Consider the following 25,180-nt stretch of genomic DNA (forward strand, 5'->3'; position numbering starts at 1 on the left):
CCGGCCCCCGGCTGACCCAGGATGGGGGCCGACGACGACGCGTGAGGAGCCACCGATGGGCAAGAGGCCGCTGCTGAACCGCCGACTGGCCGGCATGGGGACGACCATCTTCGCCGAGATGTCCGCCCTGGCCACGGCCACCGGCTCGATCAACCTCGGCCAGGGCTTCCCCGACACCGACGGGCCCGAGGAGGTCCGCGAGGCCGCCGTACGGGCCCTGCGCGAGGGCCACGGCAACCAGTACCCACCCGGCCCCGGCATCCCGGAGCTGCGGCAGGCCATCGCCGAGCACCAGCAGCGCTTCCACGGCCTGTCGTATGACCCGGACACCGAGGTGCTGGTCACCGCCGGCGCCACCGAGGCCATCGCCGCCACCCTGCTCGCCCTGCTGGAGCCCGGCGACGAGGTGATCGCCCTGGAACCCTTCTACGACTCCTACGCCGCCTGCATCGCCATGGCCGGCGCCACCCGCGTCCCGCTCACCCTGCGCGCCCCGGGTTTCCGCCCCGACCTGGACGAACTGCGCGCCCTGATCACCCCGCGCACCCGCCTGCTGCTGATCAACACCCCGCACAACCCGACCGGCACCGTCCTCACCGCCGACGAACTGGCCGCCATCGCCGCCCTCGCCGTCGAACACGACCTCCTGGTCGTCACCGACGAGGTCTACGAACACCTCGTCTTCGGCGCCACCCACCACCCGATCGCCGCCCTGCCCGGCATGCGCGAACGCACCGTCGCCATCTCCTCCGCCGGCAAGACCTTCTCCTTCACCGGCTGGAAGGTCGGCTGGGTCACCGCGAGCCCGGCCCTGGTCACGGCCGTCCGCACCGCCAAGCAGTACCTCACCTACGTCAGCGCCGGCCCCTTCCAGTACGCCGTCGCCGAGGCGCTGCGGCTGCCCGACGCCTACTTCGACGGCTTCCGCGCCGACCTGCTCCGCAAGCGCGACCTGCTGGTCGACGGGCTCTCCGCGGCCGGCTTCCGGGTGTTCACCCCCGAGGGCACGTACTTCATCACCACCGACATCACCCCGCTCGGTGAGAAGGACGGCATCGAGTTCTGCCGCGCCCTGCCGGAACGCTGCGGCGTCGTCGCCATTCCGAACGCCGTCTTCTACGACAACACCGAGGCGGGCCGCAGCCTGGTCCGCTTCACCTTCTGCAAGCAGGACTCCGTGCTGGAGGAAGCGGTGTCACGACTCCAGCGCCTCTGACCCGTCGACGAGGGCCCGCGACGCCTTCGCCTCCCGGGCGCGAGGGGAGCAATGATGGCCCGGAGAACGGGCTGAACTTTCCTCAACTCGCCTGACAGCCATGCCCGGTTGACGCCTGGTTGACGATTGAATGATGCCTGTGGGGCAACTCCGCCGACCTCTCCGGAACGCTCCGACCGCCCTGCCCGCCCGGCGCGTGCAGGGCGGCGGCGCACGAGGCGCGTGCACGGCGCACTACCAGCTCGCACGGCGCACGAACCGGCGAAAGGGGCGCGCGCTGTGCAAAGTCGCACACCGGGGCGATCAGAGCCGGGGAGCAGGGGTGCTCGAAACGGTGAATGCTTGACAAAGTTGGGTAAATCACCGACGGACCCGGCGTATTCGTGCTTCCCTGCTGCTGAATCTCCAGCCGGAATCCTTCCTTCCACGGTCGGCCGCGCCCAGGGCCGCACAGCCACGAACAGCCTCGCCATCGCCTAGGCCTACTCGGTGCTGCTCGGCGGGCGCGCACGGAGCTGAAACGCGGAGCCGAGCATGCTCACCACACTGCAGACCTCCTACACGGACACCCGCGCCGGTGACCTGGCCTGGTGCCTGGGCGGCGAACCGCTTCCCGCTCTCGCGGTCCGCGACCTGAGACTCGACGGAGGCGGCCGCCCCGGCACGTCCGGCACCCTCCAGCTGCGGCTGCTGGGCGCTTCGCACCAGGTGGTGATCGCCGCCGGCCCCGGCGAGTGCCTGGAGACCGTCGCCTGCCTGCCCGGCCGCCGCACCCCGCTGCCGGCCCGGGTGGCCAAGCAGGTCGGCGGCTGGGAGTACGAGTTCGCGGCCCGGATCGAGGCGCTGCCCCCGCACGAGTTCGCGGCCCGCGCCCAGGAACTGCTGGCCCTGGTCGAGGGCCACCCGCGCGGCCTGGCCGGGGTGTTCCCGGGCGACCCGAGCGCCTTCACCGCGCTGGTCACCCAGGGCGGCGCCGACCGGCTGCTCTGGCGGACCTGGCACGCCTACCCGCAGGAGGGCCAACTGGTCTGCACCCGCTCCGCGCTGGTGGTGTCCGGGGCATGACCGCCAGCCACTCGACCAGGGTCGCCGATCCCGCCATAGCCTACGAATCGTACGCAGGAACGATTCGTCAATCCGGCGCCCCGCACTGTCCGTCGAATGGGCGCAGCTATCCGTCCCGAACGTCCCCTAGCGTTTGTTCGTGATCAACCATCCGGCAGGTCCACCCGCCCGCTCGCGAGTGGACCTCGACGACGGCGCCCCACCCCGGTCCGGGCGGAGCCCCGCCCCCCTGCCCGCCCGCCGTCGGTCCCGGCTGCGCTCCCACCCCCGGCTGGCCCGCCTCACCGTCCTGCTGGCCGCGTTCGTCTGCGCGGCCTGCGGACTCGTCTACGAACTCGAACTCGTGGCGCTCGGCGACTACCTGCTCGGGGACTCGGTCACCCAAACCTCCGTCGTGCTCTCCGTCATGGTGTTCGCGATGGGCCTCGGCTCGCTCCTCGCCAAACGCCTCACCCGGCGGCCCGCCACCGCCTTCGCCCTGGTCGAATGCGCCCTCGCGCTCACCGGCGGCCTCTCCGTCCTCGCGCTCTACTCCTGCTGGGCCTGGATCGGCCGCTACCAGGCCGCCGTGGTCGGCCTCACCTGCCTCATCGGCATCCTCATCGGCGCCGAGATCCCGCTCCTGATGACCCTCATCCAACGGATCCGGCGCGAGGACGCCGGACGCGCCGCCGCCGACCTCTTCGCCGCCGACTACGTGGGCGCGCTGATCGGCGGCCTCGCCTTCCCCTTCCTCATCCTGCCCGGCCTCGGGCCCGGCGACGGCGCCCTCGTCACCGGCGCCGTCAACGCCGTCGCCGGAGCCGCCGTCGTGCTCTGGCTCTTCCGCGAGGAACCCGCCCCCCGGATACGACTCCTGCTCTGGGGCGGCTGCGCGCTCGTCCTCGCCCTGCTCGCCGCAGCCGCCGCCGGCTCCGACGCCATCGAACGCGCCGCCCGGCACGCCCTCTACGGCGCCCAGGTCCGCTTCGCCGCCCGCAGCCGCTCCCAGGAGATCGTGCTCACCGGCCCCGCCGAAGGCCCGCTCCGGCTCTACCTGAACGGCCGCCTCACCGTCTGCGGACCGGACGAGTACCGCGGCAACGAAGCCCTGGTCCACCCGGCGATGGCCGCCGGCCCGGACGCCCGCGTCCTGCTCCTCGGCGGCGGCGACGGCCTCGCCCTGCGCGAGGTGCTCCGGCACCGCGGCGTCCGGTCCGTCCGGCTCGTCGACGCCGACCCCGCGCTCCCCCGGCTCGCCCGCACCGACCCCGGGCTCGCCGCCCTCACCGAGCACTCCCTCGACGACCCCCGCGTCCAGGCCACCGCCGCCGACCCGATGGCCTGGCTGCGCGGCGCCGCCACGGCCGGCAGACCGTACGACGTGGTGCTCGCCGACCTGCCCGCACCCGCCGACGGCGGACCGGTCACCTTCCACTCCCAGGAGTTCTACGGCCTCGCCACCCGGCTACTCTCCCCCGGCGGCCGCATCGCCGTCCGGGCCGGCGGCGACCCGGACGGGCTCTGGCAGATCGAGTCCGGCCTGCGGACGGCGGGACTGCAGACCGTCCCGTACGCCGTCCAGGGCAGTGCCACCGCGAGTTGCCGCCCCGACCCGCCGGACGCCGCCCAGACCTTCCTCCTCGCGGCCGCCGCCCGGCCCCCGCTCGCCCTCGCCCCCGACGCCCCACCGCCCCGCGCCCTCACCCCCGACGCCCTCCGCGCCTCCGCGACCCGCCTCGGCGCCCTCCGACCCGCCCACCCCCCGGCCGCCCTCACCCTGCTCGGCCCCCGCTGAGCCGGGGGCGCGGGGCCGGGGGGTGGTGGCCCGGGGAAGTCGGGTGGCGGTGGGTAGGGACCGGGCGGGGTTGGGTCGGTAGGCTCCCAGACATGGAGCATGAGGTTGTCGTCCCGATGCCCGCCGAGCTGGTGCGGCAGGCCTTGCAGGATCCGGCGCTGCTGGCCCGTGCCGTGCCGGGGCTGAGCACCGAACCGGCCGCGGTCGGCGGTGGGCCGGCGGAGGAGATCGGCGGCCGGCTGAAACTGCGGATCGGCGGCTCCACCATCACGTACAAGGGCGTGCTGTCCCTGATCGAGGGGCGGGAGGGCGTGCTGACCGTGTTCGCCGAGGGCCAGGAGGCCCGCGGCAGCGGCGAGGCGACCGCCACCGTCCGGGTCAGCGTCGCGGACGGCGCCGAGGACGGTACCGCGGTGGTCCGCTTCACCGGCGACCTGAGCGCCACCGGCCGGCTCACCGAGTTCGACGAGGAGACCCTCGACGCCACCGGCCGCCGCCTGCTGGACCGTTTCGCCGCCGCGCTCGCCTCCCCGGACGCCGAACCGGAGAGCGAGAGCGAGAGCGACGGCGAGAACGACACGGAGAACGACACGGAGACCGGCCGCGATGCCGAGACCGAGACCGAGACCGAGACCGACGCCAGCGTGGTCTTCATCGAGGAGCACCAGGACCAGCCCGGCGACGACCTCGACGACGACCTGTCCGACCTGATCGCCTTCTCCGACGCCGACGCCGAGCGCTTCGGCCTGCCGACCGGCGGCGGCGACGAGGACGGGCACGAGGAGGGCGTCGCCGAGGAGCTCCCCGCCGAGCCGCTCTTCGAGTACGAGGAGGAGCCGGCGGGCGGCGGCCCGGTGCGCCGCAGCATCGTCGGCCGGTCGGCCGAGGAGGTGGACCACGCGCCGCCGCGCGGGCGGTACGCCCCGGCGCTGCCGGCCCGTAGTGCCCGGGCCCGGGCGGCGTCCCGTTGGGGCGGCGAGGCCGGCGGGATCGTGGTGCCGGGTGCGGGCGGCCGCAGCGCGGTGCCGTGGGTGATCGGCGGCGGAGTCGCGCTGCTGGGTGGCGCCGTGGTGCTGGTCAGGGCCTTGCGTCGCCGCTGACCCGTGGGAGAGGGCCTAGACTGGACGCTCATGAGCAACGACCGCGACGCCCTGCTGGCACAGATCAAGGACAAGGCCGTCGTACACGGCAAGGTCACCCTTTCCTCCGGCAAGGAGGCCGACTACTACGTCGACCTGCGCCGGATCACGCTGGACGGCCAGGCCGCCCCGCTGGTCGGTCGGGTGATGCTGGACGCGACCTCGCACCTGGAGTACGACGCCGTCGGCGGTCTGACCCTGGGCGCCGACCCGGTGGCCGCCGCGATGCTGCACGCCGCCGCCGCGCGCGGGCGTGAGCTGGACGCCTTCGTGGTCCGCAAGGCGGGCAAGGCGCACGGCCTGCAGCGCCGGATCGAGGGCCCGGAGGTCAAGGGCCGCCGGGTGCTGGCGGTCGAGGACACCTCCACCACCGGTGGCTCGGTGCTGACCGCCGTCGAGGCGCTGCGCGAGGCGGGCGCCGAGGTCGTCGGCGTCGCGGTGATCGTGGAGCGCGGCGGCGCGGCCGCGGTCGAGGCGCAGGGCCTGCCGTACGTGACCGCCTACACCCTGGACGACCTGGGCCTCTGAGCCCGGCCGGATCTGACGGCACGAGGGGCCGGGTCCCGTTTCACGTGAAACGTGAGACGGGACCCGGCCCCTTCGCGCGTGCTGCGGGGAGCCCGGCAGCCCGGACGCTCAGCCCCGCCGGTGGCGGCCGCCGGTCTGCGCGACGTCGGCCTCGACGCTCTCCACGGCGCCGCCGGCCTTCCGCTTCTTGCGCTCGCGCAGGACCTCGATCAGGATCGGCGAGATCGAGAGCAGGACGATCAGCAGCACCGCCGGGATCAGGTACTTGTCGATCACCGGGGCGAGCGCGTCGCCGAAGAAGTAGCCGATCAGCAGCATGGACTCGGTCCAGAGCACGCCGCCGATGACGTTCCACAGGAAGAACGTCCGGGCGGGCATCTCCAGGGTGCCGGCGACCGGGTTGAGGAAGGTCCGGACGATCGGCATGAAGCGGGCCAGCACCACGGCCTTGCCGGGCCCGAACTTGTTGAAGTACTCCTCCGCCTTCATCACGTACTCGCGGCGGAAGATCTTCGACTCGGGCTTGTCGAACATCTTCGGCCCGACCTTGACCCCGATCAGGTGCCCGAGCTGGGCACCGGCGATCGCGGCCACCGGGGCGCCGATGAGCAGGGCGGCGATCGGCAGCTTGGCGCCGTCGCCGAGCACCGACGAGGCGGCGTTCGAGGCCGCGACGCCGGCGATGATCAGCAGTGAGTCCCCCGGGAAGAAGAAGCCGACCAGCAGGCCGGTCTCCGCGAAGATGATCGCGATCAGCCCGATGGCGCCGAGGGACGAGATCAGTGATTTGGCGTCGAGCAGGTTGACGGCCAGCTGGTTGTAGTCCACGGCCGCAGGATAGCGGGCCGTTCTGTACGGAGGCTTCGCCTGGCGGGTGTATCCGGTGTCCGCCGAACGTTGCAGGAGGGGGTCGTCCGCACCGGCGGCGGCGACGGTCCGACTGGCGGGCTCCTGCTGACCTGCGGGCACGAGTCTGGGAGGATGGCACGGGCGTCCGGTCCGCAGCGGCACACCACCCTCATCGCCGTACCGCGGAGGTCGCCTCGAACCTTGGTGCCGGAGAGCCACACCGCAGCGCCGCGCGTCGGCGGCCGGCACGGAGTCGTACCGAAGGCGTACACAGCGTCGGACAGCACCGTCCGTACGCCGCAACCCGACAGGAGCGGATCGCATGCCCATCGCAACTCCCGAGGTCTACAACGAGATGCTGGACCGGGCCAAGGCGGGCAAGTTCGCCTACCCGGCCATCAACGTCACCTCGTCGCAGACCCTGCACGCCGCACTGCGTGGTTTCGCCGAGGCCGAGAGCGACGGCATCATCCAGATCTCGACCGGTGGCGCGGAGTTCCTGGGCGGCCAGCACAACAAGGACATGGTGACCGGCGCCGTGGCGCTGGCCGAGTTCGCGCACATCGTCGCCGCCAAGTACGACATCACCGTCGCGCTGCACACCGACCACTGCCCGAAGGACAAGCTGGACGGCTACGTCCGCCCGCTGCTGGCGGTCTCCGCCGAGCGCGTGGCCAAGGGCCAGAACCCGCTGTTCCAGTCGCACATGTGGGACGGCTCGGCCGAGACCCTCGCCGACAACCTGGCGATCGCCCAGGAGCTGCTGGCCCAGGCCGCCGCCGCCAAGATCATCCTTGAGGTCGAGATCACCCCGACCGGCGGCGAGGAGGACGGCGTCACGCACGAGATCAACGACGAGCTGTACACCACCGTCAACGACGCCGTGCGCACCGCCGAGGCGCTGGGCCTGGGCGAGAAGGGCCGCTACCTGCTGGCCGCCTCGTTCGGCAACGTGCACGGCGTCTACAAGCCGGGCAACGTCGTGCTGAAGCCGGAGCTGCTGCGCGAGCTGCAGGACGCGATCGGCAAGCAGTACGGCAAGACCGACCCGTTCGACTTCGTCTTCCACGGAGGTTCGGGCTCGACCGCGGCGGAGATCGCCACCGCGCTGGAGAACGGCGTCGTGAAGATGAACCTGGACACCGACACCCAGTACGCCTTCACCCGCCCGGTCGTGGACCACATGTTCCGCAACTACGACGGTGTGCTGAAGGTCGACGGCGAGGTCGGCAAGAAGAACACCTACGACCCGCGCACCTGGGGCAAGCTCGCCGAGGCGGGCATGGCCTCGCGCGTGGTCGAGGCCGCGCAGCAGCTGCGCTCGGCCGGCAACCGCCTGAAGTGAGCCCGGTGGCCGGGCTCGAACCCGGCCACCGCGTGAACGCGGGTGCGCCCCCCGGTGGACTTCACCGGGGGGCGCACCCGTGTGTGGGTCTGCTGCTTCGACAGCCGTGCGGGTCTAACGCTCCAGCACCTGTGCGGGTCTACTGCTTCAGCTCCGCGTAGGCCTCCGCGCTGCTGTCCTTCAGGAACTGCCAGCAGCGGGCCTCCTCCTCGGTCTCCTTGATCGCGCCGGCCGCCCGGGCGAGCGCCGCCAGGCAGCGCAGGAAGCCGCGGTTGCCGCGGTGCTCCCACGGCACCGGGCCGTGGCCCTTCCAGCCGCTGCGGCGCAGCGCGTCCAGGCCGCGGTGGTAGCCGGTACGGGCGTAGGCGTAGGACTCGACGTAGCGGCCGGCCGCGTAGGCGTCGTCGGCGAGCATCGCCCAGGCGAGGCAGAAGGTCGGGAAGTCGGCGGCCACCTGGGTGGGTGAGGCCGATTCCTCCGCCAGCATGCGGTAGGGCTGCTCGTCCTCCGGCAGAAGGGTCGGGTCGGGGCCGTCGAGAAGATTCCGGTGAATCGCCATGCAGGCAGTCTGCCACCCGAGACGCCAGGGTCAACCGCCGTCCCTGGATCGGCACCGGCCGCCGAGCGCCTGCATACCCGGTACGTGGACATTCACCCGTTCGCCGTGCCAGGGTGTCGATCATGCCCGCAGCCAGATCCGCCGCCAGGAGCAGCGATGCCCGCGGCGGCCGCCGACGCCGACGGCCGCGGCGCCGACTCGGGCGTGGCATGCTCGCGGCGCTGGTCACGGCGGTGGCGGTGCTGGGCGGCACGGCGGTCGTGCTGACCCGCTCCTCCGACGCGCCCGACGCCGGGCCGACCGCCCAGGCCCGGATCGCCCCGCCGACCGAGCAGACCCCCGCGCCCGCCACCCCGACGCCGTCGCCGACCCCGGCCGACACCCCGAGCGAGCCACCCGCCCCGCCCCCGGCATCCACCCCCACCTCGCCCGACCCCGGCCCGGCCAAGGGCGCGGGCACCTTCAGCGTCGCCGCCGCCACCGCCCAGCCGGTCGGACGCGGCACCGTGCGCCGCTACCGGGTGGAGGTCGAGGACGGCATAGGCATCGACGCCTCGGCCGCCGCCACCCAGATCCACGGCTTCCTCGGCGACAAGCGCGGCTGGACCAACGACCGCAGGAACGGCTTCCAGCTGGTCGCCGGCGGCGGGTACGACTTCACCGTGAAGATCGCCTCGCCGGCCACCGTGGACCGGATCTGCGGCGCCTCCGGCCTGGACACCCACGGTGAGGTGAACTGCAACGTCGGCAACCAGGTGCTCGTCAACTCCAAGCGCTGGAACACCGGTTCACCACAGTTCAGCGGCCCGCTCGACGAGTACCGGGCACTGATCATCAACCACGAGGTCGGCCACCGGATAGGCCACGGGCACGAGGGCTGCCCCGGCCCGGGCAAGCCGGCGCCCGCGATGATGCAGCAGATCTACGGGCTCAAGGGCTGCGGGCCGAACGCCTGGCCGTACTCGGAGAACGGCACCTACCTCAGCGGGCCGTCGGTGCCGTAGGACGCCCCCTGGGACGCGGCTACCCGAGCACCGGCAGGTACTCCCGCAGATCGCTGCGCTCGCCGGAGGCGGAGACCGCCGCGGCGTCCACCGCGGCCGCCCAGTCGGCCCGGCCGGTGGCCAGCCGGATCCAGGTCAGCGGGTCGGTCTCGACCACGTTCGGCGGGGTGCCCCGGGTGTGCCGGGGCCCCTCGACGGCCTGCACCACGGCGTACGGCGGGATCCGCAGCTCGACGGCGCCGCCGGGGGCGCGGTCGGCGAAGGCGTCGGCCAGCAGCCGGGTGACGGCGGCGACGGCCTGGCGGTCGTGCGGGAAGCCGTCGAGGCCGAGCGCGGCGGCCAGGTCGTCGGCGTGCACGACGGTCTCCACCAGCCTGGTCACCAGCATGTCGGCGAGCGTCATCGAGCCGAGCCGGATCTCGAACCGCCGTACCGGGTCGGCGACTTCGGGCCGGTCCAGCAAACCGGTCAGCGCGTCCGCGGCCCGGGTGAAGGCCTCCGCCACCGAGGCCGCGCCCCCGCCGAAGTCGCCCGCGGCCCGCGCCCGGGCCTGCTCGTCGAGCAGCGGCGCGACCGTGCCGACCGCGGCCACCCACCCCGGCAGGTCCAACGGCGCCCGCCCCTCCAGCGGATCGTCGAGGTGCTCGGGGACGAAGTCGAGCTGGACGGCGAGGTGCGCGATCAGCTCGCGGACCGTCCACTCCCCCAGCCTGGTCGGCCGGGCCAACCACTGCTCCGCGTCCGGGCGTTCACAGAGCCGCCGGACGGCGTCGCGCAGCGCGCCGGTCTGCGCCGCGAGCGCGGCGCGCACCTTCTGCGGCTGGTAGGTACGGGGCTTCGGAGGCATGGCCCCAACATACGCCGAGGGGCGGACAGCCCCGCACACGCCGAGGGGCGGACGGCCCCGTCGGACCGTCCGCCCCTCGAACCGCGCGGGTCAGGCGAGCAGAGCCTCGATGACGCCGGTGTGGGCGTCCTTCAGCTCGGCCAGCGAGACGGTGAACTGGCCCTGGACGTCCAGGGATTCGCCGTCCACGACACCGATGCGGGTGGCCGGCAGGCCGCGCGCGGTGCACATGTCGTTGAACCGGAGCTCCTCGCTGCGCGGCACCGCCACGACGGCGCGGCCGGCCGACTCGGAGAACAGGAACACGAACGGGTCCGCGCCCTCGGGCACGATGATCCGCGCGCCGTGGCCGCCCTTGAGGCAGCTCTCCACGAGCGCCTGGCCGAGGCCGCCGTCGGAGAGGTCGTGCGCGGCGTCGATCATGCCGTCGCGCGAGGCGGCGATCAGGATGTCGCCGAGCAGCCGCTCGCGCTCCAGGTCGACCTTGGGCGGCAGACCGCCGAGGTGGTCGTGGACGACCTGCGACCAGGCCGAGCCGCCGAGTTCGTCCGCGGTGTCGCCGAGCACGTAGAGCAGCTGCCCCTCCTCGGCGAAGGCAGCCGGGGTGCGCCGGGTGACGTCGTCGATGACGCCGAGCACCGCGACCACCGGGGTCGGGTGGATGGCGACCTCACCGGTCTGGTTGTACAGCGAGACGTTGCCGCCGGTGACCGGGGTGCCGAGGACCAGGCAGGCGTCGGCCAGGCCGCGGGTGGCCTCGGCGAACTGCCACATCACGTCCGGGTCCTCGGGGGAGCCGAAGTTGAGGCAGTCGGAGATCGCGAGCGGCTTGGCGCCGCCGGCCGCGACGTTGCGGTAGGCCTCGGCGAGGGCCAGCTGGGCGCCGGTGTACGGGTCCAGCTTGGTGTAGCGGCCGTTGCCGTCGGTGGCGACCGAGACGCCGAGGTTGGTCTCCTCGTCGATCCGGATCATGCCCGAGTCCTCGCCGACCGAGAGCACGGTGTTGCCGAGCACGTAGCGGTCGTACTGGTCGGTGATCCAGGACTTGGAGGCCTGGTTCGGGGAGCCGGCGACCTTCAGCAGGTCGGCCTTGAGGCCCTCGCCGGTGGTCGGGCGGGCCAGCCGCTCGCCGGTGGGGGCGTCGGCCTGCAGCGCGTCCTGCCAGCTCGGGCGGGCGTACGGGCGCTGGTAGGTCGGGCCCTCGTGGGCGACGGTGCGCGGCGGCACGTCGACGACGAGTTCGCCGTGCCAGAAGATCTCCAGGCGCTCGCCGTCGGTCACCTCACCGATGACGGTGGCGATGACGTCCCACTTCTCGCAGATCTCCAGGAAGCGGTCGACCTTGTCGGGCTCGACGATGGCGCACATGCGCTCCTGCGACTCGCTCATGAGGATCTCCTCGGGCGAGAGCGTGTTGTCGCGCAGCGGCACGGTGTCCAGCTCGACCCGCATGCCGCCGGAGCCGGCGCTCGCCAGCTCCGAGGTCGCGCAGGACAGGCCCGCGCCGCCCAGGTCCTGAATGCCCTTGACGAGCTTCTCCCGGAAGATCTCCAGGGTGCACTCGATCAGGAGCTTCTCCTGGAACGGGTCGCCGACCTGGACCGCCGGGCGCTTGGCCGGCTTGCTGTCGTCGAAGGTCTCGGAGGCGAGCACGGAGACGCCGCCGATGCCGTCGCCGCCGGTGCGGGCGCCGTACAGGATGACCTTGTTGCCGGCGCCGGAGGCCTGCGCGAGGTGGATGTCCTCGTGCTTCATGACGCCCACGCACAGCGCGTTGACCAGCGGGTTGCCCTGGTAGCAGGAGTCGAAGACGACCTCGCCGCCGATGTTCGGCAGGCCCAGGCAGTTGCCGTAGCCGCCGATGCCCGCGACGATCCCGGGCAGCACGCGCCGGGTGTCCGGGTGGTCGGCCGCGCCGAACCGCAGCGGGTCCATCACGGCGACCGGGCGGGCGCCCATCGCCAGGATGTCGCGCACGATGCCGCCGATGCCGGTGGCCGCGCCCTGGTAGGGCTCGATGTACGACGGGTGGTTGTGCGACTCGACCTTGAAGGTCACGGCGTAGCCCTGGCCGACGTCGACCACACCGGCGTTCTCGCCGATGCCGACGAGCATCGCGTCCGAGTCGGGCTTCTTCTCGCCGAACTGCTTCAGGTGGACCTTGCTGCTCTTGTACGAACAGTGCTCCGACCACATGACCGAGTACATCGCGAGTTCGGCGCCGGTCGGGCGGCGGCCGAGAATCTCGCGGATGCGCGTGTACTCGTCCTCCTTGAGGCCGAGTTCGGCCCAGGGCTGGGCGACGTCCGGGGTCTGCTCGGCGTTCTTGACGGTGTCGAGGCTCATCAGGCGTTCACCAGCTGCTTCAGGACGGAAGTGAAGAAGCCCAGGCCGTCGGTGGTCGGACCGGTGAGCGGCTCCACGGCGTGCTCCGGGTGCGGCATCAGGCCGACGACATTGCCGGCGGCGTTGGTGATGCCGGCGATGTCGCGGTACGAACCGTTCGGGTTACCGTACCCGTCAGCGGCGTCGCCGCGGGCCAGGTAACGGGCCACCACCCGGCCCTCCGCCTCCAGTTGGTCCAGGACGCGCTCCTCGGCGACGAACCGGCCCTCGCCGTTCTTCAGCGGAACGACGATTTCCTGGCCCGCCGAGTAATCCCGGGTCCAGGCGGTACCGGTGTTCTCGATGCGCAGCTTCTGGTCGCGGCAGACGAAGTGCAGCGAGTCGTTGCGGGTGAGTGCACCGGGCAGCAGGTGCGATTCGCAGAGCACCTGGAAGCCGTTGCAGATACCGAGGACCGGCATTCCCAGCTTCGCCTGCTCGATGATGGTGTCCATCACGGGCGAGAACCGGGAGATCGCGCCGCAGCGCAGATAGTCGCCGTAACTGAATCCGCCCGGCAGGACGACGGCGTCGACCTGGTGGAGATCCTTGTCACGATGCCAGAGGGCGACCGGCTCGGCGCCGGCCAGGCGGACCGCGCGCTGGGCGTCACGGTCGTCGAGGGAGCCGGGGAAAGTGACGACGCCCACGCGGGTGGTCACTTCGCCGCCTCCTCGACGCGGACGGTGAAGTCCTCGATCACGGTGTTGGCGAGAAAGGTCTCGGCGGCTTCGCGGATACGGGCGAGCGCGGCGTCGTCGACCGGGCCCTCCACTTCCAGCTCGAAACGCTTGCCCTGGCGGACGTCGGCGATCCCGGTGAATCCGAGACGGGGCAGTGCACGCTGCACCGCCTGGCCCTGGGGGTCGAGGATCTCCGGCTTGAGCATGACGTCGACTACGACGCGTGCCACTGGCACTCCCGGTGGTGTCTTCGGTGAGGCGGGGGGAGCTCCAGACTACCGGGGGTTTCGGGCAGGATTGCTGGCCGGGGCAGGCGACGCGCGTAGACCCGAGACCCTTACGCGGCAAGGGATCCAGGCCCGTGAACCCCCGCCCGGGCCGAACGGTTTCCACGGATTCGGCCCCCGGAACGAGAACACCCGAAGAACACCCGAATACGGCACTCCGGGACAGATCGACCCGTCCCGCTCTCCGGTATCCGGCACTCCGGCGAAGACACGTGAATATCCGGAAAAGAATGCCGGACTCTTCGATTTCGGCCCCCTTCGGGTGCAGAATAGGGCCACCTGTCGCGGCAAGTGCTGCGTATCCGGCGGGCCACCAGGCCTGCCCGTATGCGCTTGCGCGAGTGGTGCACATCAGGCCCCCGGACGCACCCCGCGGACCAGCGGCCGAATTGCCCGAGAGGATTGACACCCATGGCTCAGCGTGTAGTTGTCACGCTCTCCGACGACCTGGACGGCGGCGCTGCGGCGGAAACCGTCCACTTCGGCGTCGACGGGAAGTCGTACGAGATCGACCTGTCCGTGGACAACGCGGAAAAGCTGCGGGAGGCCCTCGCTCCGTTCGTCGCGGCCGGCCGCCGCCAGAGCCGCACCGGAAAGTCCTTCCGCCGCACCGCGCTCACCCCGGACCCGGCCGCGGTCCGCGCCTGGGCCCTGTCGCGCGGCATGGAACTGCCGGCCCGCGGACGCATCCCCAAGCACGTGTACGAGCAGTTCGCCGAGGCGAACTGACCGCCCCGGACACCCCTGGTCGCCCCGCCCGCCCGGACCGGAAGGGTGGGGCGACCACCCCGAACGATGCTGTAGAGTAATCCTCGTCGCCGCAACGGAGAGATCCGAAGAGGCGGCGGGTGCCCCACCAGGCACCGTGCGGACGTGGCTCAGTTGGTAGAGCATCACCTTGCCAAGGTGAGGGTCGCGAGTTCGAATCTCGTCGTCCGCTCGCAGTGCGCGAGCACAGCACAACTCCATAGTTTGACCTGCGGACGTGGCTCAGTTGGTAGAGCATCACCTTGCCAAGGTGAGGGTCGCGAGTTCGAATCTCGTCGTCCGCTCCACAGCGAAAGGCCCCCTCGATCGAGGGGGCCTTTCGGCATTCCCGCCCCACGGCGATCCCGGCCCATGACATTTGTCATCGCCGACCCGTGGATCCCCACCCCCGGCTCATGACGGCGCGCACTGCCCGCCCGGCCGGGGAGGCGGAAGGCTTGAGGCATGGAAACGAGCCAGCCCCTCCGCCCCGGCGACAGCGTGATCGAGGTCACCGACCTGCACCGCCACTACGGCACCGGCACCACCGGCTACCACGCCGTCCGCGGCGTCGACCTGACCGTCGGCCGCGGTGAGCTGTTCGCCCTGCTCGGCACCAACGGGGCGGGCAAGACCTCCGCCATGGAGCTCATCGAGGGCCTGGCCGCCCCCACCGGCGGCACCATCCGGGTGCTCGGCCACGACCCCTACCGGGAGCGCGCCGCCGTCCGCCCGCGGATCGGCATCATGCTCCAGGAGGGCGGCTTCCCCGGCGACCTCACCATCGCCGAGACCGGCCGCAGCTGGGCCGGGATGACCAGCGGCGCCCGCCCGGTCGACGAGGCCCTGGAGTTGGTCGGCCTCGGCCACCGCCGCGACGTCCGGGTCAAGCAGTTGTCCGGCGGCGAGCGGCGCCGGCTCGACCTCGCGATGGCCCTGCTCGGCCGCCCCGAGGTGCTCTTCCTGGACGAACCCAGCACCGGCCTCGACCCGGAGGCGCGCGCCGCCGTCTGGCGGCTGGTCCGCGAACTGCGCGCCCAGGGCACCACCGTGCTGCTCACCACGCACTACCTGGAGGAGGCCGAGGAGCTCGCCGACCGGCTGGCCATCATGCACGGCGGCCGGGTCGTCACCACCGGCACCGTCGCCGAGGTGATCGCCGGCCGGCCCTCCCGGATCAGCTTCGAACTCCCCGAGTTCACCGGGACCGCGCTGCCGGTCCTCGCCGGCACCGAGATCGCCGTCGACGGCCGCAAGGTCACCGTGCAGACCGGCGGCCTCCAGCACACCCTCTTCGAACTGCTCGGCTGGGCCCAGCAGCACGGGATCACGCTCGACTCCCTGGACGCCCGCAGCGCCTCGCTGGAGGAGGCCTTCCTCGCCATCGCCTCCGAGGCCGCCCACCAGGCCCCGCCGCAGTCGCCCGCCGCCCGCACCGCCCGCACCGCCCGCACCGCCCGCCGCCGCCGCCTGATCGGATCCGCCCGATGACCACCGCCACCGCCGCCAAGACCGCCGCCGCCGGCCCGCAGAGCACCACCGCCCGCCGGCTGCTCTCCCTCGGCCGCGCCGAGGCCACCCTGCTGCTGCGCAACCGCTCCGCCCTGTTCACCGCCCTGCTGCTGCCGCTGCTGCTGATCGCCGGCCGGCACAACATGCTCAAGCAGCAGGCCGAGTCCCACCCCGGACTGGACGTCGACACGCTGCTGATCACCGGCACCATCGGCGGCATCCTCGCCTTCGTCGTCTACTACAACCTGACCGCCGCGTACGTCGCCCGCCGCAACGAGCTGGTGCTCAAGCGGCTGCGCACCGGCGAGGCCCGGGACATCGAGATCCTGGCCGGCACGGCGGTGCCCTCGGTGAGTCTCGCCCTGATGATGTGCGCCGTGGTCTCCGTCGGCGCCGCCGCCTTCCTCAAGCTCAGCACGCCGGTGAACCCGCTGCTGCTGGCCGTCGGACTGGTCCTGAGCATCGCCGTCTTCATCGCCCTGGCCGCCGTCTCCAGCGCCTTCACCAAGACCGTCGAGACCGCCGGCATCACCACGCTCCCGGTGCTGCTGGTCTCCCAGTTCGGCTCCGGCCTGCTCATCCCGCTGGAGATCATGCCCTCCGGACTGGCCGACTTCTGCCGCCTGCTGCCCACCACCCCGGCCTTCCAGCTGATCCGGATCGGCTGGACCGGCACCGACGGCTCGGCCGCCGCCATCGGTTTCGCCGGCACCTGGTCCACCGCCGCCCCGCACCTGGTGACCGGCGCCGTCTGGCTCGGCCTGGCGGTCTGGGGCGCGGTGCGCTACTTCCGCTGGGAGTCCCGCCGCTGACGCCCCGGACGGCGCCCGCTGGAAGTGCGAAGGCCAGACCCCCGTTCCACCTCTGATATGAAGGTAGCGACACGATCTTGATCGAAACGGGGAGCGATTCGATGGCCGTCCAGGGGCCGGTTCGCAGATGGAAGGGCTTCGGCAAGCCCCAACGCGCCGAGCTGTACTTCCGCTGGTCGCTCTACATGGTGGCCTGGTGCATCATTCCGGTGAACCTGGTGTTCAGCGCCTCCTCCGTCGCGGACATCGACCAGTCGGTCGACGCCGTCCGGGTCACCCTGGTCGTCTCGCTCGCCTCCACCCTGCTCTGCCTCCGGGCGTTCCGCACCTCGCTCGACCACTACCTGCACCGCCCCACCGAGCACCTGCGCTGGCTGATCGTCAACAGCGCACTCTCGGTGGCCGGCTCCTGGGCCGTCCTGCTGCTGGGCCCGTCCTCCGCCGAACCCGGGCAGCCCGGCGGGACGCCGTTCACCGCAGCGGTCGCCATCGCCATGCTGTGCGCCGCCATCGGTCCGATCAGCGTGGGCCTGCCGCTGCGCCAGGTCTTCGCCGCCGGACTCGGCCTGATCCTGCTGATCGCCCCGGCGATGCTGCTGACCGGGATGAGCCCCGCCACCACGGCCGGGCTGGCGGTCGGGGCGGCGATCAGCCTGGTCTTCCTCGTCGGCACCTGCCGCAGCTTCGCCTGGGTGACCGCGATCATCTGGGAACTGGAGACCGCCCGCGAGGCCCAGTCCCGGCTGGCCGTCGCCGAGGAGCGGCTGCGCTTCTCCCGCGACCTGCACGACGTGATGGGCCGCAACCTCACCACCATCGCGCTCAAGAGCGAACTCGCCGTCCAGTTCGCCCGCCGCGGGCGCCCGGAGGCCGCCGACCAGATGGCCGAGGTCCAACGGATCGCCCAGGAGTCGCAGCGCGAGGTCCGGGACGTCATCCGCGGCTACCGCACCGCCGACCTGCACGCCGAGGCGATCGGCGCCCGCGCGGTGCTCCGCAGTGCCGACGTCGCCTGCGAGATCGACCTCGGCGAGGACGCCGACCAACTGCCGCCCCCGGTCCAGTCGGTGCTCGGCTGGGTGATCCGCGAGGCCACCACCAACGTGCTGCGGCACAGCGAGGCCGCCCACTGCCTGATCCGGCTGCGCCGCGAGGACGGCCGGGCCGTACTGGAGCTGGAGAATGACGGGGTGCCCGCCGTCCCGCTCCCCTCACAGGGCGGCGGCACCGGACTGCGAGGGCTGCGCGAGCGGCTGGTCGCCCACCACGGCGAGCTGACCGTCCCGGAGTCCGCACCGGGCACCTTCCGGGTGCTCGCCGCCGTCCCGTTCTGACCCGCACCCACCGACGGAGGACCGCCCGATGAACGACCCCGCACCCGTGCGCGTCCTGCTCGCCGACGACGAGCACCTGATCCGGGGCGCGCTGGCCGCGCTGCTCTCCCTGGAGGACGACATCACGGTGATCGCCGAGGCCGGCTCCGGCCCGGAGGCACTGGCGATGGCGCAGGCCCACCGCCCGGACATCGCGGTGCTGGACCTCCAGATGCCCGGCAAGGACGGCATCGAGGTGGCCACCGAACTGCGCCGACTGCTGCCGGACTGCCGCTGCATGATCGTCACCGGCCACGGCCGCCCCGGCTACCTCAAGCGGGCGTTGGAGGTCGGGGTGCGCGGCTTCCTGCCGAAGACCGTCTCGGCGGCCGACCTGGCCGGCATCATCCGGACCGTCCGGGCCGGCGGCCGGTACGTGGACCCGGAGCTGGCCGCGGACGCGATCAGCGCGGGCGAGACCCCGCTCACCCCGCGCGAGACGGACGTCCTGGAGCTGGCCGCCGACGGCACCTCGATCACCGAGATCGCCGAACGGGCGGCGCTGTCCCCCGGCACCGTCCGCAACTACCTGTCCTCGGCGGCCGGCAAGCTGGGTGCCGAGAACCGGCACGCGGCGGTGCGGATCGCCCGCGAGCACGGCTGGATCTAGGGCGTGCCCTAGATCCAGCCCCGGGCCCGCGGGCGGGTGGGCGTCAGGACCAGGTGGTGCCGGTCAGCCGCTCGTACACCTCGATGTACTTGGCGCGGGTCTGCTCGACCACCTCGGTCGGCAGCTCCGGCGGCGGCTGCTCGCTGTAGCGGTCCCAGCCGGAGGCCGGGGAGACCAGCCAGTCGCGGATCAGCTGCTTGTCGAAGGACGGCTGCGAGCGGCCCGGCTGCCACTCGTCGGCCGGCCAGTACCGGGAGGAGTCCGGGGTGAGCACCTCGTCGCCGATCAGCAGCTCGCCGTCCAGCAGGCCGAACTCGAACTTGGTGTCGGCCAGGATGATGCCGCGGTCGCGGGCGATGTCCCGGGCCCGGCCGTAGACGCTCAGGGTGGTCTGGCGCAGCTGGGCGGCCAGGTCGGCGCCGATCCGGCGGGCGGTCTCCTCGTAGGAGACGTTCTCGTCGTGCTCGCCGACCTCGGCCTTGAGCGCCGGGGTGTAGATCGGGGCGGGCAGCTCGGAGCTGTTCTCCAGGCCCTCCGGCAGGGCGATGCCGCAGACCGTGCGGTTCTCCTGGTACTCGGCCAGGCCGGAGCCGGCCAGGTAGCCGCGGGCGACCGCCTCGACCGGGACCATGTCCAGGCTGCGGCAGATCAGTGTGCGGCCCTTCCAGTCGGCGGGGGCGCCGGACGGGACCTCGGTGGAGATCACGTGGTTGGGGACGATGTCGGCGATCCGCTCGAACCACCACAGGGACAGCTGGGTGAGGACGCGCCCCTTGTCGGGGATCTCGTTCGGCAGCACCCAGTCGTGGGCGGACATCCGGTCGCTGGCGACCATGACCAGCTCGCCCGACTCGGTCCGGTAGAGGTCGCGCACCTTGCCGGTGTGCAGGTGGACCAGGCCGGGCACCTGGACCGGCTCGGGCTTGGTGACAAATCCGCTCACGGTGTCTCAGTCCTCAGGGGTCGTTCGCGGGCGTGGGGCTCGCGAAAGGGGAGGTCACTGCCCCCGCAGTCTTTCACGAACCCCCGAGGCCCCGTTTCCGGCCGAGGGAGGCCCCGTTCCTGCCGAGGGAGGCCCCGTTCCTGCCGAGGGAGGCCCCGTTCCTGCCGAGGGAGGCCTCGATCCTGCCGAGGGAGGCCTCATTCTTGCCGAGGCGGTCGAGCAGGTTGGCGGTGGCCCGCTGGATCCGCTCGTCGGTGAGGCCGGGGCGGCCCAGCGCGGGCGACCAGGCGAAGGTGCCGGCCGCGAACACGTACGCGCCGCTGGGCGCCCGGTACAGCGAGGTCTCCTGGTAGCGGGTGCGGCCGGCGAGGTCCTGGTACGGGGAGTGCGCGAGCAGCACCCGCTCGGTGTGCTCGGGCAGCGCCACCTTCGGGTAGTAGCGGTCGGCCTCGCCGGCGACCAGGCCGGGCAGTTCGTCCCCCTCCTGCAGGCCGGTGCCGTCCCAGAGCCAGTGCGCGGTGTGCCGGGCGATCAGCGGGACGGGCGCGGCGACCCGGCCCGAGTACTGCAGGCCCAGCACGTGCTGCTCGGGCTCGCCGGCGTCCCGCCACAGCGCGCTCGCCGAACCGGACACCCCGGCGGCCGGGCTGCCCGGCCGGACCTTCTGCCGCTTGCGGCAGTTGAGCAGCCGGTTGGGCTCGCCGGAGGGGGCGGCGGTCAGCTCGACCCGCCAGTACATGGTGTTGGCGGACAGGAACACCAGCGAGGTGCCGTCGTCCCTGGCCTGCTCGACGGCCCGGCGCATCGGCTCGGACCAGTACTCGTCGTGGCCCGGGAAGATCAGCGCCCGGTGCCGCCCCGGGTCGACCAGGCCCGCGTGCAGGTCGGTGGCGGTGGCGTAGGAGAGGTCGTAGCCGTAGCGCTCGGCCCAGCGGATGAAGTCGTACGCGTGGCCGACGTGCAGCGGCAGCCCGGCGGTGGCGTGCGGGCGGTCGAAGGAGACCGTGACGGCCGCCTCCGGCTCGCCGACCAGGCCGCCCCGGCCGTCCCAGGCGTGGTAGAGGCTGGCGCCGCTGCGGCCGTCCTCGGGGAACAGGTTGTAGGCCTGCCAGGTCACGTCCGGGACCACCAGGAGCAGTTCGGCGGCGTGCTCCCGGTCCTCGAAGTCCCGGACGGTGAACGGGATGTGGCTGCGGTGCAGCATGTCCGCGGTGGTCAGCACGGCGACGTACGCGCCGGGCTTCCAGTGCACCGGGATCTGCAACCGCCAGGAGTGCCACCAGTGGTGGCAGGAGACCGTCCGCTCGACCACCAGCGGGGCGGGCTGGGCCAGCCCGGCGATCAGCGGGCTGGACGTCATGTGGCTGGCGCCGTCACCGCCGTAGTGGCCGATCCGGTAGACGTCCACGGTGAACTCGCGGGGCGGGTTGACGGTGACCCGGAAGTCCACCGAACCGCCCGGGCGGATCACCCCGGCCGAGGCGAAGCCCTTGATCTGCTGGTCCACGTCGTTGGCGCTCTGCGGAGTGCCGACCGGCGGCTTGGGCCGGGCGCCGGCCGCCAGCGGCCGCTGGCCGGGCGCGTCCACCGAGACGTACCAGGGGACGGCGCCCTCGGCGCCGGCCAGGTACTGGTCCGGGCTGCGCAGCCAGGGCAGCGGGCCCTGGCCGAAGGGGTCGGAGACGCTGTAAGCGTGCGTTCCGGACTCCCAGCGGCGGTTGAGTTCGGTGCCCACGCGCCCCTCCCAGGTGCACTTCCGCCCGGTTGGCACGTGCCCCCCGGATGTGCGTGCGGTCTAATACACCACAGAGTGCTGGCGCTCCGTCACCCTGCGGTCGCAATTGGTGCCGGGAATCTCGCGCCCTCCCCCGGCCGGGCCTCCGGCCTGCGGAGACGGCCGCCCGCCGGTCCGTTTGGGGGCGCGCGCCGGAGCGCCGAGCGCCGCCTGTCCGGCTCACAACCGGACGGGTTTCTCCAGTCGGACGTCGGCGGCGTCCAGCCAGGCCCGCAGCGGGCCGTCCTGGCCCTGCTCGACGGCCTGGGCCACCGGCCCGGCCAGGTCGGTGCGGCGGACCCCGCCCAGCAGCAGCACCGGGCCGTCCAGCCAGTCCAGGCCCGGCGCGGCGCCGGCGGTGTCGACGGCGGCGCAGCAGACCATCGCGGTGACGTGGTCGACCAGCAGGTCGCGGCCGCTGCGGGCGGTTTCGAGCAGCGGGACCGGGGCGGTGGTGCGGGCCAGCTGGGCGGCGAGCGCGGAGGCCAGCCGCTCGCCGTCGCCCTCGGCGAGCCGGAACAGCAGCCGGGTGAGCGTCGGGGAACCGGGTCGGGCCTGCGGGGCGAGCCGGTCCAGGGCGGTCTGCAGGGCGGCGGCGCGGGCCCGCCAGCCGGCGTCCACCACGTCGGCCGGGTAGTCGGTCCACTCCAGCTCGTGCCAGGCGCCGGCGGCCGGGCTGCCGAAGAACAGTTCGGCGGCGAGCCGGGAGACCGCCCGGTCGACGGTGCCGGGCTCCTCCAGCAGGTCGCAGGCGGGGCGGTCGCCGAGCCGGCTGCCGTAGCCGTCGGCCAGGCGGTCGCGCCGGGACAGCTCGGTGAGGGCGGCGACCACGCCGGCGTTGAGGTGGGCGGGGTGGCGGCCGAGCCGCCAGGCGGGCAGCGCGACCCGGGTGAGCAGCCGGTCCCAGCCCGCGTAGGCCAGGCCGACCTGCTCCTGGGCGGCGATCCGCAGGCCGTAGTCGACCGTCCTGGCCTGCTCGGAGGCCCAGCTCGCGACGGAGCGCTCCAACTCGGCGGCGTAGCCGCGGCAGGCGCCGAGCAGCCGGCGGGTGATCCTGCGGGTGATCCGCTCGGCGAGCGCGGCCGGGCCACGGCGGGGCGGCCGGGGCGGGCTCGCCAGGGTGCCGCCGCCGAGGCCGGGGGCCGCGCCCTGGCCGGAGTCCAGGCTCGCGTCCAGGCTGCGCAGGAAGCGGCGGGCGGCGGCGATCTCCGGGTCGGCGGAGGCGGCGGTGCCGGCCACCACGGGGGCGAGCAGGGCGCGCAGTTCGCCGGCCCGCATCCACCACAGGAAGGGCGAGCCGATCACCAGGACCGGGCCGGGCGGCTCGGGGTGCGGCCGGAACGGGCGGGCCCGCCGTACCGGCGGCACGTCCTCCAGCCAGCTGTCGCAGTCCGGGGTGAGGGCCACGGCGGAGGGAGCGGGCACGTCCAGCCGGTCGGCGAGTTCGTCGATCAGCCGGTACAGCTCGGGGGCCTCGGCGCGCTTCAGCGGGACGGCCGGGGTCCGGGGCGGGACGGCCCGGCGGTAGGCGTGGGCGGTCAGTCCGGCCACCAGGAGGGTCAGCGCGGCGACCACGCAGACCACCCAGCGGGCGGCGTCCCACCCGGCGGCGTCGGAGGAGCCGGGTGCGCCGATCCGCCCGGTGAACCGGCCCGCGAGCAGGACCACCGCGACGGCGGCGGGCATGACGGCGGCGGCCAGGGCGAGACCTCGGACCCGCAGGACCGCCTGGGCGTGAGCGCGCGCGGTGTCGACTGCGGCCATACGGTGCGGCACCCCCTTCGGAGCCCTCGGGCGCCCGGCGACGGGCCCTGAGCCGACTCGAAACGATCAGTTCCGACCGGGAAGCGGAGGCGTCCGATCCCCGGTAGTGCATGCTGTGTGGCGCTTCTGCCATGTTCGACGCACCGGCCCGGGTGGGTGTTCCGGATCGCCCCGATTTCCACTCGTCCCGGTGACACCGCCCGGATTCCGGACGGTCACGACCGGTCCGGTGCGAAGCACCCGGGCACCCGCCCGGCCGGACGCCGTCCAGCATCCCTCCGCGGGAACGCCGCTACCCGGCGGCGACCCCGGCGCACGGCCACGTCGCACTGCGATCCAGCGCACCATAAGGCCGGGCGCCCGGTTACGTCAGCCGGATGCGGGTGCTGTCACCCGATGGGCTGGAATCCGACCGCCGAACGGTGCGCCGACCCCCGGAGTCACTCCCGCCCCGGAAACGCCGCAGGGCGCTGCGTCCATGGGGGGAAATCCCACGGTGCGCAGCGCCCTGCGGGCGGGGGCTAGGCGGTGGCCGCCTTCAGGGCGATGTCGGTGCGGTGCTGGCCGCCCTTGAGCGTGATCCGGTCCACGGCGGCGTACGCGCGGTCGCGCGCCTCGACCAGGTCGGTGCCGGTCGCGGTGACCGACAGGACGCGGCCGCCGGCGCTCAGCACCCGGCCGTCCTCGTCGGCCCTGGTGCCGGCGTGCAGGACGAAGGCGGTGCCGTCGGCCTCGGCCTCGGCCAGGCCGTCGATCGGGTCGCCGGTGCGCGGCGCGGCCGGGTAGCCCTCGGAGGCGACGACCACGGTGACGGCCGCACCCTCGTCCCAGCGCAGCGGCTCCAGCTGGTCCAGGGTGCCGGTGGCGGCGGCCAGCAGGACGGCGGCCAGCGGGGTGCGCAGCCGGGCCAGCACGACCTGGGTCTCCGGGTCGCCGAAGCGGGCGTTGAACTCGATCACCCGGGTGCCGCGCGAGGTGAGCGCGAGGCCCGCGTACAGCAGGCCGGAGAACTCGGTGCCCCGGCGGCGCAGCTCGTCGACGGTCGGCTGCAGGACGCTCTCCTGGACCTCCTCGACCAGCCCGGCGGGCGCCCACGGCAGCGGCGAGTAGGCGCCCATGCCACCGGTGTTGGGGCCCTCGTCGCCGTCCAGCGCGCGCTTGAAGTCCTGCGCGGGCTGGAGCGGGACGACGGTGGTGCCGTCGGTGATCGCGAACAGCGACACCTCGGGGCCGTCCAGGAACTCCTCGATGACCACGCGCTCGCAGGAGGCGGCGTGCGCCAGCGCGGCCGCGCGGTCGGAGGTGACCACCACGCCCTTGCCGGCGGCCAGGCCGTCGTCCTTGACCACGTACGGCGCGCCGAAGGCGTCCAGCGCCTCGGCGGCCTCGGCGGCGGTGGTGCAGACGTAGGAGCGGGCCGTGGGCACGCCGGCCGCGGCCATCACGTCCTTGGCGAAGGCCTTGGAGCCTTCCAGCTGGGCCGCTTCGGCGGACGGGCCGAACACCGGGATGCCGGCCGCGCGCACGGCGTCGGAGACGCCCGCGACCAGCGGGGCCTCCGGGCCGACCACGACCAGGGCGGCGCCGAGCCGCACGGCCAGGTCGGCGACCTGCGCGCCGTTCAGCTGGTCGACCGGGTGGACCGTCGCCACCTGCGCGATCCCGGTGTTGCCCGGGGCACAGTGCAGCTCGGACACGGCGGGATCTTGGGACAGAGAGCGGCACAGGGCGTGTTCGCGGGCGCCGCCGCCGATGACGAGGACCTTCACGCTTGGCAAGGGTAGTCGGTGGCCAGATCCGGCCGCTCTCCGGTCCCGTCCGATCCTCCAATCGGGGAGGTCCGCACGCCGACGATGTCGGAGGAACCTCCAACTCCGACCGGCTCGGTGCGCGCCGGGTGCCCGGGTCAGGACGGCGGGTCACCGGGCCCTCCCTCGGACGGGTGAAATCTCGCCGACCAC

The 25,180-nt window shown here is 73.2% G+C and carries 22 protein-coding genes and 2 tRNA genes; 14 read left to right on the forward strand and 10 right to left on the reverse strand.

Annotated elements, in window-relative coordinates; translation table 11 throughout:
* Positions 1–55 precede the first annotated feature (55 nt).
* The 5 genes from ACIPLC_RS03185 to pyrE all read left to right on the forward strand — a co-directional run bounded on the left by ACIPLC_RS03185 (position 56) and on the right by pyrE (position 5,725).
* Entirely contained in the window at positions 56–1,216 is a 1,161-nt protein-coding gene (locus ACIPLC_RS03185; RefSeq protein ID WP_400470512.1) for a pyridoxal phosphate-dependent aminotransferase, read from the forward strand.
* Positions 1,217–1,750: 534 nt separating this feature from the next.
* Entirely contained in the window at positions 1,751–2,281 is a 531-nt protein-coding gene (locus ACIPLC_RS03190; RefSeq protein ID WP_400470515.1) for a DUF2617 family protein, read from the forward strand.
* A 139-nt stretch (positions 2,282–2,420) separates the two neighbouring features.
* Complete coding sequence (locus tag ACIPLC_RS03195) at positions 2,421–4,058, forward strand: polyamine aminopropyltransferase (protein WP_400470518.1); 1,638 nt, start codon at positions 2,421–2,423, stop codon at positions 4,056–4,058.
* A 92-nt stretch (positions 4,059–4,150) separates the two neighbouring features.
* A complete protein-coding gene (locus ACIPLC_RS03200) occupies positions 4,151–5,158 on the forward strand; it encodes an SRPBCC family protein (RefSeq protein ID WP_400470521.1) in 1,008 nt (335 codons plus the stop codon).
* A gap of 30 nt (positions 5,159–5,188) precedes the next feature.
* On the forward strand, positions 5,189–5,725 hold the full coding sequence (gene pyrE, locus ACIPLC_RS03205) for an orotate phosphoribosyltransferase (protein ID WP_280673778.1): 537 nt from the start codon (positions 5,189–5,191) through the stop codon (positions 5,723–5,725).
* Positions 5,726–5,833: 108 nt separating this feature from the next.
* Here the strand turns inward: pyrE and ACIPLC_RS03210 are convergent, their stop codons facing one another.
* Entirely contained in the window at positions 5,834–6,553 is a 720-nt protein-coding gene (locus ACIPLC_RS03210; RefSeq protein WP_400470524.1) for a DedA family protein, read from the reverse strand.
* 343 nt (positions 6,554–6,896) lie between these two features.
* On the opposite strand from ACIPLC_RS03210, the gene fbaA reads away from it, so the two are divergent.
* Complete coding sequence (fbaA, locus tag ACIPLC_RS03215; RefSeq protein ID WP_400470527.1) at positions 6,897–7,919, forward strand: class II fructose-bisphosphate aldolase; 1,023 nt, start codon at positions 6,897–6,899, stop codon at positions 7,917–7,919.
* A 139-nt stretch (positions 7,920–8,058) separates the two neighbouring features.
* Here fbaA and ACIPLC_RS03220 read toward each other — a convergent pair whose 3' ends face one another.
* Positions 8,059–8,478, reverse strand: coding sequence for a DUF3151 domain-containing protein (locus ACIPLC_RS03220; protein ID WP_400470529.1), 420 nt, complete (start codon positions 8,476–8,478; stop codon positions 8,059–8,061).
* 122 nt (positions 8,479–8,600) lie between these two features.
* On the opposite strand from ACIPLC_RS03220, the gene ACIPLC_RS03225 reads away from it, so the two are divergent.
* Positions 8,601–9,482, forward strand: coding sequence for a DUF3152 domain-containing protein (locus ACIPLC_RS03225; RefSeq protein ID WP_400470532.1), 882 nt, complete (start codon positions 8,601–8,603; stop codon positions 9,480–9,482).
* A 19-nt stretch (positions 9,483–9,501) separates the two neighbouring features.
* Here the strand turns inward: ACIPLC_RS03225 and ACIPLC_RS03230 are convergent, their stop codons facing one another.
* The 4 genes from ACIPLC_RS03230 to purS all read right to left on the reverse strand — a co-directional run bounded on the left by ACIPLC_RS03230 (position 9,502) and on the right by purS (position 13,627).
* Complete coding sequence (locus ACIPLC_RS03230; RefSeq protein WP_400470535.1) at positions 9,502–10,329, reverse strand: sterol carrier family protein; 828 nt, start codon at positions 10,327–10,329, stop codon at positions 9,502–9,504.
* 90 nt (positions 10,330–10,419) lie between these two features.
* Complete coding sequence (gene purL, locus ACIPLC_RS03235; protein ID WP_400470537.1) at positions 10,420–12,675, reverse strand: phosphoribosylformylglycinamidine synthase subunit PurL; 2,256 nt, start codon at positions 12,673–12,675, stop codon at positions 10,420–10,422.
* Positions 12,675–13,376 (reverse strand): phosphoribosylformylglycinamidine synthase subunit PurQ, encoded by a 702-nt coding sequence (gene purQ / locus ACIPLC_RS03240; protein WP_400470540.1) that lies wholly within the window; start codon positions 13,374–13,376, stop codon positions 12,675–12,677. The genes purL and purQ overlap by 1 nt, the downstream gene beginning before the upstream one ends.
* A complete protein-coding gene (purS, locus tag ACIPLC_RS03245) occupies positions 13,373–13,627 on the reverse strand; it encodes a phosphoribosylformylglycinamidine synthase subunit PurS (protein WP_045692676.1) in 255 nt (84 codons plus the stop codon). The genes purQ and purS overlap by 4 nt, the downstream gene beginning before the upstream one ends.
* Positions 13,628–14,095: 468 nt before the next feature.
* Here purS and ACIPLC_RS03250 point away from each other — a divergent pair, with 468 nt between their 5' ends.
* The 7 genes from ACIPLC_RS03250 (at position 14,096) to ACIPLC_RS03280 (ending at position 18,738) form a co-directional block, all read left to right on the forward strand.
* The gene (locus ACIPLC_RS03250; RefSeq protein WP_063348519.1) at positions 14,096–14,413 is read left to right on the forward strand and encodes an Lsr2 family protein; all 318 of its coding nucleotides are present in this window, start codon (positions 14,096–14,098) and stop codon (positions 14,411–14,413) included.
* Positions 14,414–14,551: 138 nt separating this feature from the next.
* Positions 14,552–14,624, forward strand: a tRNA-Gly gene (locus ACIPLC_RS03255).
* 39 nt (positions 14,625–14,663) lie between these two features.
* Positions 14,664–14,739: transfer RNA gene (locus ACIPLC_RS03260), tRNA-Gly, on the forward strand.
* A 157-nt stretch (positions 14,740–14,896) separates the two neighbouring features.
* Positions 14,897–15,922 (forward strand): ABC transporter ATP-binding protein, encoded by a 1,026-nt coding sequence (locus ACIPLC_RS03265; RefSeq protein WP_400470543.1) that lies wholly within the window; start codon positions 14,897–14,899, stop codon positions 15,920–15,922.
* Positions 15,919–16,755 carry an ABC transporter permease gene (locus tag ACIPLC_RS03270; protein WP_400470545.1) on the forward strand — a complete coding sequence of 279 codons (837 nt, stop codon included), beginning with the start codon at positions 15,919–15,921 and terminating at the stop codon, positions 16,753–16,755. Before ACIPLC_RS03265 ends, ACIPLC_RS03270 begins: the two co-directional genes overlap by 4 nt.
* Before the next feature lie 101 nt (positions 16,756–16,856).
* Positions 16,857–18,089: a sensor histidine kinase gene (locus ACIPLC_RS03275; RefSeq protein ID WP_400470548.1), complete on the forward strand. Its 1,233-nt coding sequence runs from the start codon at positions 16,857–16,859 to the stop codon at positions 18,087–18,089.
* Between the two features lie 28 nt (positions 18,090–18,117).
* Positions 18,118–18,738, forward strand: a complete 621-nt coding sequence (locus ACIPLC_RS03280) for a response regulator (protein WP_400470551.1) — start codon at positions 18,118–18,120, stop codon at positions 18,736–18,738.
* 43 nt (positions 18,739–18,781) lie between these two features.
* Here the strand turns inward: ACIPLC_RS03280 and ACIPLC_RS03285 are convergent, their stop codons facing one another.
* The 4 genes from ACIPLC_RS03285 to purD form a co-directional block, all read right to left on the reverse strand.
* Complete coding sequence (locus ACIPLC_RS03285) at positions 18,782–19,681, reverse strand: phosphoribosylaminoimidazolesuccinocarboxamide synthase (RefSeq protein WP_400470554.1); 900 nt, start codon at positions 19,679–19,681, stop codon at positions 18,782–18,784.
* 73 nt (positions 19,682–19,754) lie between these two features.
* Positions 19,755–21,416, reverse strand: coding sequence for a N,N-dimethylformamidase beta subunit family domain-containing protein (locus ACIPLC_RS03290; protein ID WP_400470557.1), 1,662 nt, complete (start codon positions 21,414–21,416; stop codon positions 19,755–19,757).
* Between the two features lie 219 nt (positions 21,417–21,635).
* Entirely contained in the window at positions 21,636–23,219 is a 1,584-nt protein-coding gene (locus ACIPLC_RS03295) for a hypothetical protein (RefSeq protein WP_400470560.1), read from the reverse strand.
* Positions 23,220–23,740: 521 nt separating this feature from the next.
* Positions 23,741–24,988: a phosphoribosylamine--glycine ligase gene (gene purD, locus ACIPLC_RS03300; RefSeq protein ID WP_400470563.1), complete on the reverse strand. Its 1,248-nt coding sequence runs from the start codon at positions 24,986–24,988 to the stop codon at positions 23,741–23,743.
* Positions 24,989–25,180 lie beyond the last annotated feature (192 nt).

This window comes from Kitasatospora sp. NPDC086801 (assembly GCF_044745805.1).
Taxonomy (GTDB): domain Bacteria; phylum Actinomycetota; class Actinomycetes; order Streptomycetales; family Streptomycetaceae; genus Kitasatospora.